The 16,045-nt window shown below is 58.6% G+C and carries 17 protein-coding genes; 4 read left to right on the top strand and 13 right to left on the bottom strand.

Going from position 1 to position 16,045, the window contains the following annotated elements:
- Positions 1–60: 60 nt before the first annotated feature.
- Entirely contained in the window at positions 61–2,199 is a 2,139-nt protein-coding gene (gene nrdD, locus MX657_RS02840) for an anaerobic ribonucleoside-triphosphate reductase (protein ID WP_252002839.1), read from the top strand.
- A gap of 131 nt (positions 2,200–2,330) precedes the next feature.
- Positions 2,331–2,795 (top strand): anaerobic ribonucleoside-triphosphate reductase-activating protein, encoded by a 465-nt coding sequence (gene nrdG / locus MX657_RS02835; protein WP_119917032.1) that lies wholly within the window; start codon positions 2,331–2,333, stop codon positions 2,793–2,795.
- A 32-nt stretch (positions 2,796–2,827) separates the two neighbouring features.
- Here nrdG and MX657_RS02830 read toward each other — a convergent pair whose 3' ends face one another.
- From MX657_RS02830 to MX657_RS02785, 10 genes are read right to left on the bottom strand one after another with little or no spacing between them, the layout of a single operon-like run.
- Entirely contained in the window at positions 2,828–4,738 is a 1,911-nt protein-coding gene (locus MX657_RS02830) for a BglG family transcription antiterminator (protein WP_346807225.1), read from the bottom strand.
- A 19-nt stretch (positions 4,739–4,757) separates the two neighbouring features.
- The gene (locus tag MX657_RS02825; RefSeq protein WP_346807224.1) at positions 4,758–5,894 is read right to left on the bottom strand and encodes a lactonase family protein; all 1,137 of its coding nucleotides are present in this window, start codon (positions 5,892–5,894) and stop codon (positions 4,758–4,760) included.
- 25 nt (positions 5,895–5,919) lie between these two features.
- Positions 5,920–6,660 carry a 2-dehydro-3-deoxy-phosphogluconate aldolase gene (gene dagF / locus MX657_RS02820; protein ID WP_062932457.1) on the bottom strand — a complete coding sequence of 247 codons (741 nt, stop codon included), beginning with the start codon at positions 6,658–6,660 and terminating at the stop codon, positions 5,920–5,922.
- Entirely contained in the window at positions 6,657–7,775 is a 1,119-nt protein-coding gene (locus MX657_RS02815) for a DgaE family pyridoxal phosphate-dependent ammonia lyase (RefSeq protein WP_346807222.1), read from the bottom strand. Before MX657_RS02815 ends, dagF begins: the two co-directional genes overlap by 4 nt.
- Entirely contained in the window at positions 7,759–8,892 is a 1,134-nt protein-coding gene (locus tag MX657_RS02810; protein WP_346807221.1) for an amidohydrolase/deacetylase family metallohydrolase, read from the bottom strand. The genes MX657_RS02815 and MX657_RS02810 overlap by 17 nt, the downstream gene beginning before the upstream one ends.
- 42 nt (positions 8,893–8,934) lie before the next feature.
- A complete protein-coding gene (locus MX657_RS02805) occupies positions 8,935–9,576 on the bottom strand; it encodes a DUF4310 family protein (protein ID WP_003856081.1) in 642 nt (213 codons plus the stop codon).
- 13 nt (positions 9,577–9,589) lie between these two features.
- Positions 9,590–10,366, bottom strand: coding sequence for a DUF4311 domain-containing protein (locus tag MX657_RS02800; protein WP_023310182.1), 777 nt, complete (start codon positions 10,364–10,366; stop codon positions 9,590–9,592).
- A gap of 22 nt (positions 10,367–10,388) precedes the next feature.
- Positions 10,389–10,688 (bottom strand): DUF4312 family protein, encoded by a 300-nt coding sequence (locus MX657_RS02795; protein WP_006810338.1) that lies wholly within the window; start codon positions 10,686–10,688, stop codon positions 10,389–10,391.
- Between the two features lie 2 nt (positions 10,689–10,690).
- Complete coding sequence (locus MX657_RS02790; RefSeq protein ID WP_023293430.1) at positions 10,691–11,053, bottom strand: SFCGS family glycine-rich protein; 363 nt, start codon at positions 11,051–11,053, stop codon at positions 10,691–10,693.
- 10 nt (positions 11,054–11,063) lie between these two features.
- The gene (locus tag MX657_RS02785) at positions 11,064–11,402 is read right to left on the bottom strand and encodes a PRD domain-containing protein (protein WP_119917024.1); all 339 of its coding nucleotides are present in this window, start codon (positions 11,400–11,402) and stop codon (positions 11,064–11,066) included.
- Positions 11,403–11,818: 416 nt separating this feature from the next.
- On the opposite strand from MX657_RS02785, the gene MX657_RS02780 reads away from it, so the two are divergent.
- Positions 11,819–11,974 carry a Hok/Gef family protein gene (locus tag MX657_RS02780; RefSeq protein ID WP_080328839.1) on the top strand — a complete coding sequence of 52 codons (156 nt, stop codon included), beginning with the start codon at positions 11,819–11,821 and terminating at the stop codon, positions 11,972–11,974.
- Positions 11,975–12,045: 71 nt separating this feature from the next.
- On the opposite strand, the gene cybC is transcribed toward MX657_RS02780, so the two are convergent.
- A complete protein-coding gene (gene cybC / locus MX657_RS02775; RefSeq protein WP_028015297.1) occupies positions 12,046–12,432 on the bottom strand; it encodes a cytochrome b562 in 387 nt (128 codons plus the stop codon).
- 41 nt (positions 12,433–12,473) lie between these two features.
- Positions 12,474–13,826, bottom strand: coding sequence for a metalloprotease PmbA (gene pmbA / locus MX657_RS02770; protein ID WP_346807218.1), 1,353 nt, complete (start codon positions 13,824–13,826; stop codon positions 12,474–12,476).
- 95 nt (positions 13,827–13,921) lie between these two features.
- On the opposite strand from pmbA, the gene yjgA reads away from it, so the two are divergent.
- Positions 13,922–14,473, top strand: a complete 552-nt coding sequence (gene yjgA, locus MX657_RS02765) for a ribosome biogenesis factor YjgA (protein ID WP_028015295.1) — start codon at positions 13,922–13,924, stop codon at positions 14,471–14,473.
- Between the two features lie 84 nt (positions 14,474–14,557).
- On the opposite strand, the gene mpl is transcribed toward yjgA, so the two are convergent.
- Positions 14,558–15,937 (bottom strand): UDP-N-acetylmuramate:L-alanyl-gamma-D-glutamyl-meso-diaminopimelate ligase, encoded by a 1,380-nt coding sequence (gene mpl / locus MX657_RS02760; RefSeq protein WP_346807217.1) that lies wholly within the window; start codon positions 15,935–15,937, stop codon positions 14,558–14,560.
- Positions 15,938–16,045: the final 108 nt, after the last annotated feature.

The following is a 16,045-nucleotide window of genomic DNA, read 5'->3' as shown; positions in this document are numbered from 1 at the left end:
TACGCCCGGTGAATACTTCTCCGCCTCTGTGGATAACCTGTTTTTAAAAATGGAGTGATCATGACACCGCATGTGATGAAACGTGATGGCTGTAAAGTGCCGTTTAAATCAGAGCGCATCCAGGAAGCCATTCTGCGTGCAGCTAAAGCAGCGGGAGTCGATGACGCAGATTACTGCGCCACCGTCGCAGAAGTCGTTAGCAGCCAGATGAATGAACGCAGCCAGGTTGATATCAACGAGATCCAGACCGCGGTTGAAAACCAGCTGATGGCGGGGCCTTACAAGCAGTTAGCCCGCGCCTACATTGAATATCGCCACGATCGTGACGTGCAGCGTGAGAAGCGCGGTCGCCTGAACCAGGAGATCCGTGGCCTGGTGGAGCAGACCAACTCTGCCCTGCTCAACGAAAACGCCAACAAAGACAGTAAAGTGATCCCGACCCAGCGCGACCTGCTGGCCGGTATCGTCGCCAAACACTATGCCCGTCAGCACCTGCTGCCGCGCGATGTGGTCTCGGCGCACGAGCGCGGCGAGATCCACTATCACGATCTCGACTATTCGCCGTTCTTCCCGATGTTCAACTGCATGCTGATCGACCTGAAAGGCATGCTGACCCACGGTTTTAAAATGGGTAACGCCGAGATTGAACCGCCTAAGTCGATCTCCACCGCCACCGCCGTCACCGCGCAGATTATCGCTCAGGTTGCCAGCCACATTTATGGCGGCACCACGATCAACCGCATTGATGAAGTGCTGGCCCCGTTCGTGACGGCAAGCTTCAACAAGCACCGTAAAACGGCCGAAGAGTGGCAGATCCCGGACGCGGACGGCTACGCGCACTCCCGCACCGAGAAAGAGTGCTACGACGCGTTCCAGTCTCTGGAATATGAGGTGAACACCCTGCACACAGCCAACGGTCAGACGCCGTTTGTAACCTTCGGGTTTGGTCTGGGCACCAGCTGGGAATCGCGCCTGATCCAGCAGTCCATTCTGCGCAACCGCATTTCCGGCCTTGGCAAGAACCGCAAAACCGCGGTGTTCCCGAAACTGGTGTTCGCCATCCGCGACGGCCTGAACCACAAGTTTGGCGATCCGAACTACGACATCAAACAGCTGGCGCTGGAGTGCGCGAGCAAGCGCATGTATCCCGACATCCTGAACTACGATCAGGTCGTCAAAGTGACCGGCTCGTTTAAAACGCCAATGGGCTGCCGCAGCTTCCTCGGCGTGTATGAAGATGAAAACGGTGAGCAGATCCACGACGGGCGTAACAACCTGGGCGTGATCAGCCTGAACCTGCCACGCATCGCGCTGGAGGCCAAAAGGAATGAAGCTGATTTCTGGAAGCTGCTGGATGAACGCCTGCAGCTGGCGCGTAAGGCGCTGATGACCCGTATTGCGCGCCTTGAAGGGGTCAAAGCCCGCGTCGCGCCAATCCTTTATATGGAAGGGGCCTGCGGCGTGCGTCTGAAGGCGGATGATGACGTGTCTGAGATCTTTAAAAACGGCCGCGCGTCGATTTCGCTGGGCTATATCGGCATCCACGAAACCATCAACGCCCTGTTTGGCGACGCGCATATGTACGACAGCGAGGCCCTGCGCGAAAAAGGCATTGCGATTGTCCAGCGTCTGCGCGACGCGGTTGACCAGTGGAAAGAGGAAACCGGCTACGGGTTTAGCCTCTACAGTACGCCGAGCGAGAACCTGTGCGACCGCTTCTGCCGTCTGGACACCGCCGAGTTCGGCATCGTGGAAGGCGTGACCGACAAAGGTTACTACACCAACAGCTTCCACCTCGACGTGGAGAAAAAGGTGAACCCGTACGACAAGATCGACTTCGAAGCGGCCTATCCGCCGATCGCCAGCGGCGGGTTCATCTGCTACGGCGAGTACCCGAACATCCAGCACAACCTGAAGGCGCTGGAAGACGTGTGGGATTACAGCTATCAGCACGTACCGTATTACGGGACCAACACGCCGATCGACGAGTGCTACGAGTGCGGCTTTACCGGTGAGTTCGAATGTACGAGCAAAGGCTTCACCTGCCCGAAATGCGGCAACCACGACGCGGCCCGCGTCTCCGTGACCCGTCGCGTGTGTGGCTATCTCGGCAGCCCGGACGCGCGTCCGTTTAACGCCGGCAAGCAGGAAGAGGTGAAGCGCCGCGTGAAGCATTTGGGGAATGGGCAGATCGGGTAAGTTTTTCATCGAATTTTCCCCTCACCCTAACCCTCTCCCCACAGGGGAGAGGGGACTGCTCGGTGCGGCCTTTCCCCCTCTCCCCTGTGGGGAGAGGGCGGGGTGAGGGGTAATGGCATCAGGTTAACGCTATGAATTATCATCAGTACTACCCCGTCGACATCGTCAACGGCCCCGGCACCCGCTGCACCCTGTTCGTTTCAGGCTGCGTTCATGAGTGCCCCGGCTGCTACAACAAAAGCACCTGGCGCGTAAATTCCGGCATGCCGTTTACCGCCGGGATGGAAGACCGAATCATCAACGACCTGAACGACACGCGCATCAAACGCCAGGGAATTTCCCTCTCCGGCGGCGACCCGCTGCACCCGCAAAACGTGCCGGAGATCCTGAAGCTGGTGAAGCGCATTCGGGCAGAGTGTGCGGGAAAAGATATCTGGGTCTGGACAGGCTATAAGCTGGATGAGCTGAACGCGCAGCAAATGGAAGTGGTGGATCTGATTAACGTCCTGGTCGACGGCAAGTTCGTGCAGGATCTAAAAGATCCTATGCTTATCTGGCGCGGCAGCAGTAACCAGGTAGTGCATCATCTGCGCTAATTAAAGGCGGATGTTATCCGTCCGCCCTTACCTCAAAACCGGCTCAAACTCTCCATCGCCACCGCCTTAAACCCGGCAAAATCTCCGCACTGGCACAGGCGTGCCATCGCGCGTTCTCGCAGGAAGGTGACGAAGATGTCGTAAATCGCCATCGCCTCTTCGTACTCGCTTTTGCTGATGGCGAGCAGGAAGATCACATGAGCAGTTTCATCCCCCCAGGGGATGCCCTGCGGCGCCAGCACCGTGTAGACCACGGTTTTCTGCGCTAAAAGGCCGAGGGAGTGCGGCAGCGCGATGCCGTCGCCAAGCATGGTGCTGACAATGGCTTCACGCTCGATGACCGAATCCAGAAATTCCATACCGACGAAACCTTCACGTTCAAGCTGATCGCACAGCTCGCGGAACAACGTTTGCTGGTCAACAGGCTTGTCGAGAATGCGGAAATGGGCCGCGTCGAAGTATTTCTCAAGCATCCACGGGCGGGTGCGGTCCACCAGCACCAGCTTGCCGATCTGCTCTAACTGATAATCGGTCGGGAACGGGGCGATCGTCACCACTGGTTTGGATTTTTCACTCACGCGGGCGGTGGAGATGACAAAGTCTTCGCCGATGGCATCCGCCAGCTCGTATTCGCGCAGGGTGAGCGTGCGCGTCACCTCAATCTGCGGGTATTTACGCTGAAGCACCGCCTCGATCATGCGCACCATCGCATTACCGGCATCGCATACCAGCAGCACGCGCGGCTGGCGCTGATAGCCGATGTTGTAGTGGCGCTCCAGCCCGACGCCGATATGCAGCACCAGAAAACCAATCTCGTTTTCACTGATCACATACGGCGTGTATTTGCCCCAGCTCGACACCGCCGCGAGGGTCATATCCCACGCCATCGGGTAGTGCTGCTTGATGTTATCCAGCAGCGGGTTAGGGATCATGATTTGATACCGCACGCGGGTGATCATGGTTTTAATGTGCGTAAGCAGATCCGCGTGCAGCTGCGCGTCGCTGAGCAGGTTGTAGTTATAGTGGGTGTTGATATAGCGCAGGATGTAGTTGACCAGCGCTTCGTCGTCGTCGGCGTTAATCGCGCTGGGGGCGATCTCCTGGATCTGCCGCGCCGCAATGTGCACGCACAGCCAGCTCTCTTCGGACGGCGACAGCGCTTTGCCCGCCAGCTCCTGAATGGCCACCGCAATATCTTTCGCCGCTTCCCGCACGTTCTCTTCCACGTCTTCGGCGTGGAATTCCGGTAGCGGAAAACCTTCGCTGATACGACGCACCGACACCGCGCAGTACAGGCGCAGGAACAGCTCCCCTTCGTCGGTCAGACGAATGTGGTGCCGGGTGAGCGCGTCGTGCAGCACGGCCACCATCTGCTCCGGTACTCCTGCGTTGAGCGCGACCTCCGTCACCAGCGGGTTGAGGCTGTCCTGCTGCGCCAGCTCCCACAGGAGATCGGTCAGGCAGGCGCGGACCGACATCTCGCTGCCAAACAGCTTCATGCCGTGGCGCGGGCGGGTTTCCAGCGTCAGGTTATAGCGCTGGAACCACTCGCGCACTTCCACCATGTCGCTCTGCAAGGTGGCGCGGCTGACAAACCACTCGTCAGCAAGGTCTTCAAGCTTGAGGGAAAATGCGGAGGTAAGGAAGCGCACCACCAGGTAATGCACGCGCTCCGGTCCCGTTCGCGGAATGCGCAGCGCGCGCGGGTGCGATGCCTGCAGCTGCTGATAGCGCCCGGCATCGTCAATTTTGAGCTGGTAGCCGTTGCCCCGGCTCAGAATAAACTGCGCGCCGTGGCTCGCCAGCAGCGCGTTAAGGGCGGTGATATCTGCGCGGACGGTTCGCGTGGAGACCGACAGCCGCTGCGCCAGCTCGTCCTGCGGCAGCGTCTCGTTCTGCAACAGATCGAAAAGTTGCGCTAAACGTTGGTTCGGAAATCGCACGTCGTTGTCCTCTTACTGCTCAGGGTGAAATGACCATCTGGGATGGGCTGCCGACCGGAGTATAGTCAGGCTCGAAGCTCAGCTTGCCGTCCTGCGTCACGCGGAAACGGGTAATGTTGTCGCTGCGCTGGTTCATGACGTACAGCCAGCGTCCCTGTTTATCGAGCGTCAGGGTGCGCGGGTAGTCGCCGCGGGTCCAGACATCCTCCTGATGCGTCAGCGTGCCCTCCGCTGTTACGGTAAAGTGCCCGATGCTGTTATGCAAACGGTTCGCCACATACAGCTGCTTACCGTCTGCGCTTAATGCGAGCCCTGCTGCAAAGCTGGTGCCTTTGTAACCTTCCGGCAGGGCTGAAAGCGTTTTGCCCTCTTTTAAGGTGCCGTCGGCGCTCACGGTATAATGGGTGAGCGTAGACGCCTCTTCGTTAATCAGCCACAGGGCATCGCCCTTCGGCGTAAAGACAAAGTGGCGTGGGCCGGCGCCTTTTGAGGAGGCGCTGATAAACGGCGGATCGTTCGGCGTCAGCTTTCCTGTACGATCGTCAAAGCGGTACTGATAGATGCGATCCAGCCCCAGATCGGTAGAAAACACATATTTCCCGCTCGGATCGGCGGCGATCATGTGCGCATGGGGGCCGTTGTGATCGCTGATGGCAAAGCTCCCCTCGACAGCCGCTTCCGGCTTCGCCGCACCCGGTTCGCCCTGATCCTGATGTGTGTCCGTCGCGTCAGCCAGGCTGCCGTCCGCGTTGACGGGCAACACGGCAATCGATCCGCTGACGTAGTTCGCCACCAGCAGATGCTTACCGTTTGGCGTCAGCGAAAGATACACCGGCCCCGCGCCGCCGGACGCCACCTGATTCAGCTCGCTCAGCGCGCCGTCATCGCCCACCCGTAGCGCCTGCACCACGCCCTGCTCCACTTCGCTTGCCAGATACAGCGTTTTGCCGTCCTGTGAAAGGGTCAACTGCGCCGCATTCGGCAGTTTGCTCACCAGCGTTTTATCGTTCAGCGCGCCGGTTTGCGGGTTAACAGTAAAACGGTACAGCCCTTCACCGTTCGGATTATAGGTACCCACCCAGGCGTATTGCGTCTGGGCGACAGCGGCGGTGGCGAGCATTGAGAGTGAAGCGACAAGCAGGTTACGGGTGTGCATGGTGGCTCCTGTATATGTGTAAGTTCTACTTCACCAGCTTCTTCGTCATTGCCAGCAGCGTACGCACATCTTCCGGGCGCGTATCGCCGCTGGCTTTGTCGATAATTGAACTGTAGATATGCGGGATGATTTTGCTCACGCCCGCGTCGAGGGCGATCTGCAGGATCGCCTCATAGTTTTCCAGATCGATGCCCCCGGTTGGCTCCAGCCAGAAGTCGTGACGAGCGCAGGCTTCCGCCACCGCCTGGTACTCGTCACGGCACTTGAGGCCGCCCATCGGGAAGTATTTGATAGAGCTGCCGCCGAAATCTTTCAGCAGGGCGATCGCTGTTTCAACCGGCACGATGCCGTCCGGCGCATTGCTGCTCAGCGGGCCGGTGGAGATTTTGACCATACCCACGGTGCCGGTCGGAGAGACCAGACCGTTAACCACCGATTCATTCTGCCCCAGCAGCGCGCGGCTGGTGGCCACACCGGTGAACACCTGGTTGACATGCTGCGGCTGCACCTGACGGGAGATCTCGCTCACCATCGCCGACTGGTTCGGATCCCCCGCGCCGAGGCCTACGGAGAGCGCGTTATCAATCAGCGCGGCGTATTCACGCATATCGGCAACGGCGCTCGCCACGTCCGGGTAATTTTTGGAGAGCACGCCCACCAGCACGTGACCTTCCGCCGCCTCGTAAATGGCGCTGGCGTTCGCTTTTGAGCCTGCCAGCACGTTCAGGCAGACGCGGTCACGGTAAAAATTGGGGGTCAGTTTCATGCTTTTTTCTCCTGTCCTAACACTTCGCTAATGCGGCGATACACGATGTTCAGCTGGTCAGCAGTCACGCTGCGCACGTCCGCTTCGATAATCCCTTCGTTGGCCTTGTAGCCACGGAAATAGATGGCGTATTCGCCCTGCTTGAGCTTCGCCACCAGGTCGCCCGTGCCGACGCCGGTGGTGGCTTCGTCGAACTTAATTTCGGTGCGCGCGATATCGCGACCGGCGCTGTCCCAGACCACGCGCGCGGTCACGCCGTTGAGGGTATTGAGCGCGTCGATAAACGGCGTCATCTTCGCCACCATCCCGGCGCCGCTCTCTTTGGTCGCCGTCAGGTAGTGCTCGATGGCGCAGGTCAGGCCAAGAATGCCCTCTTTGCCCACCTTCATGGCGCGGCCAATGCCCGCCGTCTGGCGCTTAACCCACTCAACGTACTGGGTTTTGCCGATCACCAGCCCGCTGGTGGGCCCTTCAATCGCCTTCGCGCCACTGTAGATCACCAGATCCGCGCCGGAGCGGTAGTGCACGTGCAGATCTTCTTCCGCCGCGGCATCGACGATCAGCGGGAGATCGTGCTTGCGTGCCACCACCGCCGCCTGCTCGACGCTGAGCATGCTTTTCTGCACGCAGTGGTGCGATTTGATGTAGAGGATCGCCGCGGTGCGTGGGGTGATCGCCGCCGCCAGCTGATCGGCGGAGCATTCGTTGGCGTACCCAGCCTCCACCAGCTTACCGCCGCCCAGCGCCACCATGGTGCCGACCGGCGCGCCAAAGTTAACGTTGTGGCCTTTCGGCAGCACGATCTCGTTGTTCTCGATAGGGGTGACGTGCAGGTTTTCCAGCAGCCAGTCGCTGTCTTTTACCAGCACCGCCGCCACGGACTGGGCAATGCCCGCTGACGCGCAGGAGACCACCGTCGCGCCCTCCACGTCCAGCAGCTTCGCGATGTATTCCCCGGTTTTGTTAACCAAATCCTTCATCTCAAAATAGTGATTCATGCCGTCCATCGCCGCCTGCACCACTTCCGGGCGCGGCGTGGAGACGCCCAGCGCCGTCATGCGGCCTGAGGTGTTGATAACCTGCTTTAAGTTGTACTTCTCATAAATCGAAGACATGTTCCGTGCTCCCTTGTTCGGTCATGTAGCCCTTGCCCGCGCGGATCGCGGCAAGCGGCACCAGAATGTGTTCAGCCTGCAGGCTGTCGTTTTCGGCATCCGTCAGCACCGTTGGCTGGCGTTTAATCGTGAACAGCGTTAAATCCGCGTCGAGACCCGGCTGGATGCGGCCCTTCCGCGCCAGGCGCAGACCATCGGCAGCGTTCGAGGTCACGCAGTCAATCACTTGCGGCAATGACATGCCGATGGCGAGGAATTTCGACATCACGCTTGCCAGCGAGCCGACCGGGCCGTTGATGCGGTTGCGGCAGTAGATATCCGAGCTGATGGTGTGTGGCAGAATGCCCATCGCGATGGCGCGTTTCGCCACCTCAAAGCTGAAGCTCGCCGTGCCGTGGCCGACGTCCAGACGCACGCCGCGCTTCAGCGCTGACGTAATGGAGGCGCGCAGCTCGCCGGAAGGCGTCAGAATGCGGTTTGGCTTGCCGTTGTAGCAGTGGGTAATGATGTCGCCGGAGCTCAGCAGCTCGGCAATTTCGTCGAGGTTTGGCGGATTGTTGCCAATGTGCACCATCAGCGGCAGGTCGCCGTTCTCTTTCTGAATGGCTTTCGCGCGCTCCAGCGGCGTAATGCCGTTTTCACCGACCACGCTGCTGCTCATGCGCGCTTTCAGGCCAACGATAAAATCCGGGTGGCGCGTCACCGCCTGCTTCACCGCATCGGCGTCGATGTTGGCCATATTAGCCAGCTCGTTCTGGGCAATCAGCCCCACGCGGGAGATGTTCAGCAGGGCAAAGACGTCGGTGGAGGCTTTGCGGGTGATGTCGTAAAAATCGTCCACGTCGTCGGCCCCGGTACTGCCCGCGTCCACCACGGTGGTGACGCCGGTGGCAATGCCGACGCTGTCCGGCTCGTCGTGATAAATCGGGGAGTTCGGGTAGCAGTGAACGTGGGAGTCAATCCAGCCTGCGCTGACGTACACGTCGCCGTTAAGCTCAACCGTCTTGCGGGCGGGAGCGTCAATTTCGCCCGTCGCGGCGATCTTCCCGTCCTGAATGGCGATATCGGTCAGGGTATCGTCGGCGAGGCGCGCACGGCGCAGGAGTAAATCAAACATGAGGATCTCCTGATAAGGCGGGCGCCGGAGCGCCCGCGGGTATTAAAGGGCGACCGGGAACAGCCAGCCCAAAATCATTGCGCCGAGGATGGCGCCACCGGTAATCGGCTTCTGCCAGATGTAGAACAGCAGCGCACCGACCAGAGAGCCAACGCCGATTGGAATGGAGGCGGTCATGGCGCTGAGGATAATCAACGGCCCGAGGAAGCGGCCGGAGGCGTTACCCGCGCCCATCATCACGTCTGCACCGTAGGTGGAGTTGCTCTGGTTGATGGTGAACTTACGCGCCAGGATGATGACGTAGCCAATCGCCAGACCAATCACCAGGCCGGTAATCAGCGAGGCAATGAAGTTGGTCACCGGGAACATGATCCCCGCGCCCAGCAGCAGTGCCGGAACGCCGAGGCCCACGCCGGTCTGGATCGCCCCGCCGATGTCGAGAATACCCACCAGCGACCCTTCGATAATGCGGGCGAACAGGAAGCTCGCGCCGAACGCCGCTACCGCGCCATAGACGCCGGTATCGATTCCCGCTTTCAGCATCGCCACGAAGGCCACTTCGTTAAACGCGCCGATGCCGTAGAGGTAGTACATGTGCGTCCCGGCGAAGACGCCGGAGGAGAGCAGGCCAACGAAGATCGGGAACGACCAGTCGGCATACCAAAAACCTTTATTCTGTTCCATGTAGAGGCTCCTGTTATTTACCGCTGAGCGAGTTGTGGATCATGTCGAGCCAGTTCGGCACGGTCAGATGGAAGGATTCGATCATCTTCATGTCGAAGCCGCGGAAGAAGCCGCTCAGCACGAACAGCAGGACGATCGCCGCCATCATCACTTTGGTGACGTGGTTCCAGCCGCTCTCTTCAACGCCTTTACCGATCAGGATCCCCAGCACCAGGCCCGGAACGGCGTTGCCCATGATCAGCTGCGCCGCGCCGCCAAATATGGTGGCCCAGAAGCCCGATTTTTTACCCGCGTCGATGGCCGCCAGCCAGAAGATCACCGGCATCACGGTGTTAACCAGCAGGTTCGCGGCGGGCACCAGCACCTTGACGGCGGTGACCTGAAGCGCTGCCGGAACGGAGGAGGCGGTCAGGTTCAGGAAGGTAACGACGAGCATGCCGATCACGCCGCAGGCAATCGCCATTTTGCGCGGGTCGTGCAGCGTTTCGCCGACGTTACGGTTTTTGATCATCAGTGCAGCAGCACCCCAGTTCGGGATGATGCGGTGGTCTACGTCCTGTGTGAAGGCACCTGCGGCCACGGAAGAGGCCCAGGCGTTAAAGAAGAAACCTAACCCAAAGGAGAAGTGGGACGCCGGATCCCCTTCACAGGAGTTCAGTTCCCCCAACGTACGAAACGCGCCCATACCCTGAGTGGTAGGCGCATGAAACATGCGTGCAGCCCCGGCTCCGACACCGACGCCAACCAGGCCGCCAATGATGAGCGATTTTATTAATATAATTAAGAACATCAGTCTGCCCTTTTATGAATAATCAGCGTTGCGTGACGAAATCCACCTGGTCAAGATTGATGGCGGTCACGTTGACGGTCACATCCAGCTCCACGCTGTAGGTGCGTCTTTCCCGGCGCAAAAAGAAGAACAGAAACGCTTCTTTTCGCACCGCTTCTTGCGCCTGAACGACCTGCACATCCTGTGGCTCAATACGCAGTAAGATATGCGGTGAGGCTTTCATCACCGCGGCCTGAACGTGGTTGAGGGCGTCGGCAAAGGCGCGCGCTTTCGCGTCGCCCTTCCCCTTCACTCTCACCGTGGTTGTGAACTGTTCTTTCATGCTTATGCGCCGTATTTTTTCTGCCACGCCTGCACAAGACGCTCGCCCAGCTCTTCTTTATCCATAAAGCCGAAGCCCAGCACGTTGCAGCCTTCGTTGATGGCGGTCACGCCCTCTTCAACCGAACGCATGCCGTATTTGGCCTTGTAGCCATATTTGGTTTGCGCGGTGATAGCGCCCGCGCCGCCGCTGCCGCAGAAGGAGATGCCAAAGGTGGCGTTTTCCGCTTTCATCACGTCGCCGAGCTTCATATCCGCCGCCATGCCCGGCACGACAACCGCGCGTCCGCCGGCTTTTTCCACGCCGGCAGCCACTTTCTGACCTTTGCCCAGGCGATCGCCAATCACAACTGTAATCTGTTCCATGTGTTGCTCCTTAAAGGTTGTCTTTCGCGACTTCAAAGTGAACGGAGAGCAGCCAGGCCTCTTCATCAGGAAGGTTGCCAAACTGCGCTACCACTTCACGGGCAAGCTGCATTGAATCTGGTGAAATTTCGTCGAACAGCTCTGCTTCTACCTCCGGCAGCGGCTCGCCGGTTACTGACCGGTGCGCCATTGCGCGCACGTGGGAGGTGAGCATCTGCTCCTGTACCGCATTGGGGATGATGTTGTGCCGGGCCAGCAGGGCATAGACCTGCTGCAGCATGGTGGTCGCGAGCTGTTCTGTTTGCACCGCCTGTTCCCCAACGTCGTTCATTACCGCTCCGTTAATCACTCGTCTTACCCCGTTAATGGCTCTGGAATAAAACTAACGTTGGGGGGGAATTGTTTGTAGCGAGTTGTTTTCCACTTCGAAGTGGAAAGGCGAGCCGCAGCAGTGATCTGTGCCACATAAATGCGGTGAATCTGGATTAATCGCGGTATTTGCGTGATGAATATCACGCTATTAAGCGGTACTAAACAGCTAAGCAGAGTGGAAAAGTTTACGAGCAGGCTCGTAGAAATGTGACGTGGATAAGGTTTTCTTATGGGGATTCGCTAGAGTGGCAGCGGGTGCTTGAGACTGACCGTCTCAGGCATAGGACGGAAAGTGGAAAGCCCCGCCTGATAGAAAATCAGGGCGGGGGCTCGAAACGACACGTCACACCGTGGAGTTCGCTACCTCGCCCGCTTTAAAGCAAGGAGGCATCCATGAAACGCCAATCCCCAATTATCCGGGTTTCGATGATTGTTGCTTTGACAATAATCATCTTAACGCTGGTGACGAGGAAAACACTGTGCGAGATCCGTTTTCGAAACGGCTCGCTTGAAGTGACAGCGCGGATGGATTGTCGCTCCGGCAAGTAGGGAGCAAGGATGCGGGGGCGCTTTAGTGCGCCTCCGCATACGGAGAAACGACGTACAGCTCAGGCACCCAATTAACGATATTTCTTGTGATACGTGTTACGCGTCGCAACAAACTGGTCAGCCGCCGCCTGGGCTTCCTTCACTTTGCCTTCGTTAGCCAGCTTCAGCGCACCGTCGATCTGACCGACCAGCACGTCAAAGCCGTGGCGATAGTCCTTCATCTCTGCGCTGTCTGCCGCTTTGCTTTCCAGCTTTGGCGGGGTCGCTTTTTGCGCGTCCAGCGCCGCTTCACGCATTTTGGTCAGTGCGCCTTTCATTTCCGCCGCATTGTCCGTTTTCTGCACGACCTTCAGGTTTTGACTGAGGATGTCCATGTTGTCTTCGAGATCGGCAGCAAACGCAGAAGAGCCAAGAACCAGCGTTGAAGCCGCGACGATCGCTAACAGGTGTTTACGCATTGCTCACTTCCTTTTTTATTATTAAAAACGCTTTTCGGGTATTACTGGCCGGCGATTTTCATTTCCGGCAGTAATACAGAACCACACTGTATATTGCTACGTGTTTCAATATCGTTACCGACCGTAACGATGTTGCGCCACATGTCCTTCAGGTTGCCGGCGATGGTAATTTCGCTCACCGGATATTGAATTTCGCCGTTTTCGACCCAGAAGCCCGCCGCGCCGCGCGAGTAGTCGCCGGTGATGCCGCTTACGCCCTGGCCCATCAGCTCGGTGACGACCAGGCCGGTGCCCATCTCTTTCAGCATCTGCTCAAATCTCAGGCCCTGACCGGCAATGCGCCAGTTGTGGATCCCGCCCGCGTGTCCGGTGCTTTTCAGCCCCAGCTTGCGCGCGGAGTAGTTGGTCAGCAGCCACTGGGTCAGAATGCCGTCTTTAACGATGTCGCGGCGTTCGGTGCGCACGCCTTCGCTGTCGAACGGCGTGGAGGCCAGGCCTTTCAGCAGGTGCGGATGTTCTTCAATAGTCAGCCAATCCGGCAGGATCTGCTTGCCCAGCGAGTCGAGCAGAAAGGTCGATTTACGATAAACCGAGCCGCCCGCGATAGCGCCCACCAGATGGCCAAACAGGCCGGTCGCCACTTCATTGGCAAAAATGACCGGGGCTTTCATGGTGGAGAGTTTGCGCGGCGACAGGCGTGACAGCGTGCGTTCGGCACACTCTTTACCCACCCACTCAGGGGACTGTAAATCCCCCAGCGCGCGGCCAATGGTGTAGGCGTAGTCGCGCTCCATGTCGCCGTTCTCTTCGGCGATGACGCAGCTTGAGAGCGAGTGACGGGTGGAGCAGTAGCCCTGCAGCATGCCGTGGCTGTTGCCGAAGACTTTGATGCCGTAGTGGCTATTAAAGCTGCCGCCTTCGGTATTGGTGATGCGCTTGTCAGCCTGCAAAGACGCCTGCTCGGCGCGCGCGGCAAGCTCAATGGCTTCGTCCGGCGTCACTTCCGCCGGGTGGAAAAGATCGAGATCCGGCGCGTCAAACGCCAGCAGCTCTTTATCCGCCACCCCTGCGTAAGGATCCGGAGAGGTGTAACGGGCGATATCCAGCGCCGCCTGCACCGTGCGGGCGATGGCATCCGGGCTGAGATCGGTAGACGACGCGCTGCCTTTGCGGTTCTGGTGATACACCGTGATCCCAAGCGCGCCATCGCTGTTAAATTCTACATTCTCCACTTCGCCATAGCGGGTGCTCACGCTAATGCCGGTGGTTTTGCTGACCGCCACTTCGGCGCCATCTGATTTACCTGAAGCGAGCGTCAGCGCGGTGGAGACGGCTTCTTCCAGAATCTTACGCTGCGCTTCAACTTGTGAGGTTACTTTCATCGCAAATGCCATACTGTAAGAGAGAGTTAAGTGAAGTCTAACAGAGAACCGTTTTTCAGTGCGCGTCTTAACTGGTAACATTAGCCTCTTTTTTTAAGGAGCCTGACATGACTAAGCAGCCCGAAGACTGGCTCGACGACGTTCCCGGTGATGACATCGAAGACGAAGATGATGAGATCATCTGGGTCAGTAAAAGTGAAATTAAACGTGACGCCGAAGAGTTAAAACAGCTTGGCGCAGAAATGGTAGAACTGGGTAAAAACGCGTTGGATAAGATCCCGCTCGACCAGGATCTGCGTGATGCCATTGAACTGGCACAGAAAATCAAAAAAGAAGGCCGTCGTCGCCAGCTTCAGCTTATCGGTAAAATGCTGCGTCAGCGCGACGTGGATCCGATCCGTCAGGCGCTGGACAAGCTGAAAAACCGTCACAACCAGCAGGTTGCGCTGTTCCATAAGCTGGAGCAGATCCGCGATCGTCTGATTGAACAGGGTGATGATGCGGTACCGGAAGTGCTGAACCTGTGGCCGGATGCCGACCGCCAGCAGCTGCGTTCTTTGATCCGCAACGCGAAGAAAGAGAAAGAAGGGAATAAGCCGCCGAAGTCCGCGCGTCTGATTTTCCAGTATCTGCGCGAGCTGTCTGAGAACGCAGAGTAATCCCCTCACCCCAGCCCTCTCCCCAAAGGGGAGAGGGAGAAGAGTAATGTAGGCCCGGTAAGCGCGAGCGCCACCGGGCTTTTTTTACGCGTCGGCGGCCGCTTCCGCTTTCTTCGCCAGACCGTCCAGCAGCTTCTGATGGATCCCACCGAACCCGCCATTGCTCATCACCAGAATGTGGTCGCCAGGCTGTGCGGCTTTCACCACCATATCCGCGAGCGCATCCACGTCCGCGCTCCAGTGCGCAGGCTGAATGCAGGCGTCCGCCACTTCGGCTACCTGCCACGGAATATGCTGCGGCTGCAGCAGGAAGACTTCGTCGGCGCGTCCCAGGGACGGCGCGAGATCGTCTTTGCAGATGCCCATTTTCATGGTGTTCGAGCGCGGTTCCAGCACGGCCAGAATGCGCGCGGTGCCGCCAACCTTGCCGCGTAACGCCGCAAGCGTCGCCAGAATGGCGGTTGGGTGGTGTGCGAAATCGTCATATACCGTCACGCCGTTCGCTTCGCCGCGCAGCTCCAGACGACGGCGGGCATTGATAAACGTCCCCAGCGCATTAGCGGCATCAGCAGGCAGTACGCCCACGTGGCGCGCCGCAGCGATCGCCATCAGGCCGTTGTGCATGTTGTGCTCGCCCACCAGGCCCCACTTCACCTCGCCCACTTTCTCACCGTCGAGCAATACTTCCCACTCGGAGGCATCCGCGTTGAGTTTTTTCGCCTGCCAGTGACCCTGCTCGCCCACCAGCTCCTGCTCGCTCCAGCAGCCCATCGCCATGGTCTGCTTCAGGTTGATGTCATTCTCCGGCAGGATAATACGGCCCTGGCCCGGAACAATGCGCACCAGGTGGTGGAACTGTTTCTGAATCGCTTTCAGATCGTCAAAGATGTCCGCGTGGTCAAACTCAAGGTTGTTGAGGATCAGCGTACGCGGGCAGTAATGCACGAACTTGGAGCGCTTGTCGAAGAATGCACAGTCGTATTCATCCGCTTCAATCACAAAGAACGGGCTGTCGCCGAGACGCGCAGAGACGTCGAAGTTACCCGGCACGCCGCCGATCACGAAGCCCGGCTTGTAGCCGCAGGCTTCGAGGATCCAGGTCGCCATGCCGGCGGTGGTGGTTTTGCCGTGGGTACCGGCAACGGCAACCACCCAGCGGTCGCGCAGCACGAAGTCATGCAACCACTGCGGGCCGGACATGAACGGAATATTGCGTTCCAGCACCGCTTCAACGCACGGGTTACCGCGGGTCATGGCGTTGCCAATAATGACTAGATCCGGAGCCGGATCCAGCTGGCTGGCATCGTAGCCCTGAATCAGCGAGATGCCTTGTTTCTCCAGAAGCGTGCTCATCGGCGGATACACATTGGCGTCCGAACCTGTCACTTCATGGCCCAGCGAGCGCGCCAGCATTGCCAGTCCGCCCATGAAAGTGCCACAAATCCCCAATATATGAATGCGCATACGTCACTATCCTTCTTCAATGTGGCGCACATTTTACTCACATGTTAGCGGCTGTGAAACGCATTTCAGGTAAATCCGTATGTTGCTGGCGCGATTCACCTCTGCGCT

It is taken from the genome of Enterobacter chuandaensis (assembly GCF_039718975.1).
Taxonomy (GTDB): domain Bacteria; phylum Pseudomonadota; class Gammaproteobacteria; order Enterobacterales; family Enterobacteriaceae; genus Enterobacter; species Enterobacter chuandaensis.
The sequence above is the reverse complement of the archived record's forward strand: the minus strand, read 5'-3'. Positions and strand labels throughout refer to the sequence as shown.

Coding starts and splice junctions, on each gene's coding strand:
- nrdD (WP_252002839.1), top strand. CDS start 61: ATGACACCGCATGTGATGAAACGTGATGGCTGTAAAGTGCCGTTTAAA.
- nrdG (WP_119917032.1), top strand. CDS start 2,331: ATGAATTATCATCAGTACTACCCCGTCGACATCGTCAACGGCCCCGGC.
- MX657_RS02825 (WP_346807224.1), bottom strand. CDS start 5,894: ATGCACACCCGTAACCTGCTTGTCGCTTCACTCTCAATGCTCGCCACC.
- dagF (WP_062932457.1), bottom strand. CDS start 6,660: ATGAAACTGACCCCCAATTTTTACCGTGACCGCGTCTGCCTGAACGTG.
- MX657_RS02815 (WP_346807222.1), bottom strand. CDS start 7,775: ATGTCTTCGATTTATGAGAAGTACAACTTAAAGCAGGTTATCAACACC.
- MX657_RS02810 (WP_346807221.1), bottom strand. CDS start 8,892: ATGTTTGATTTACTCCTGCGCCGTGCGCGCCTCGCCGACGATACCCTG.
- MX657_RS02805 (WP_003856081.1), bottom strand. CDS start 9,576: ATGGAACAGAATAAAGGTTTTTGGTATGCCGACTGGTCGTTCCCGATC.
- MX657_RS02800 (WP_023310182.1), bottom strand. CDS start 10,366: ATGTTCTTAATTATATTAATAAAATCGCTCATCATTGGCGGCCTGGTT.
- MX657_RS02795 (WP_006810338.1), bottom strand. CDS start 10,688: ATGAAAGAACAGTTCACAACCACGGTGAGAGTGAAGGGGAAGGGCGAC.
- MX657_RS02790 (WP_023293430.1), bottom strand. CDS start 11,053: ATGGAACAGATTACAGTTGTGATTGGCGATCGCCTGGGCAAAGGTCAG.
- MX657_RS02780 (WP_080328839.1), top strand. CDS start 11,819: ATGAAACGCCAATCCCCAATTATCCGGGTTTCGATGATTGTTGCTTTG.
- cybC (WP_028015297.1), bottom strand. CDS start 12,432: ATGCGTAAACACCTGTTAGCGATCGTCGCGGCTTCAACGCTGGTTCTT.
- pmbA (WP_346807218.1), bottom strand. CDS start 13,826: ATGGCATTTGCGATGAAAGTAACCTCACAAGTTGAAGCGCAGCGTAAG.
- yjgA (WP_028015295.1), top strand. CDS start 13,922: ATGACTAAGCAGCCCGAAGACTGGCTCGACGACGTTCCCGGTGATGAC.
- mpl (WP_346807217.1), bottom strand. CDS start 15,937: ATGCGCATTCATATATTGGGGATTTGTGGCACTTTCATGGGCGGACTG.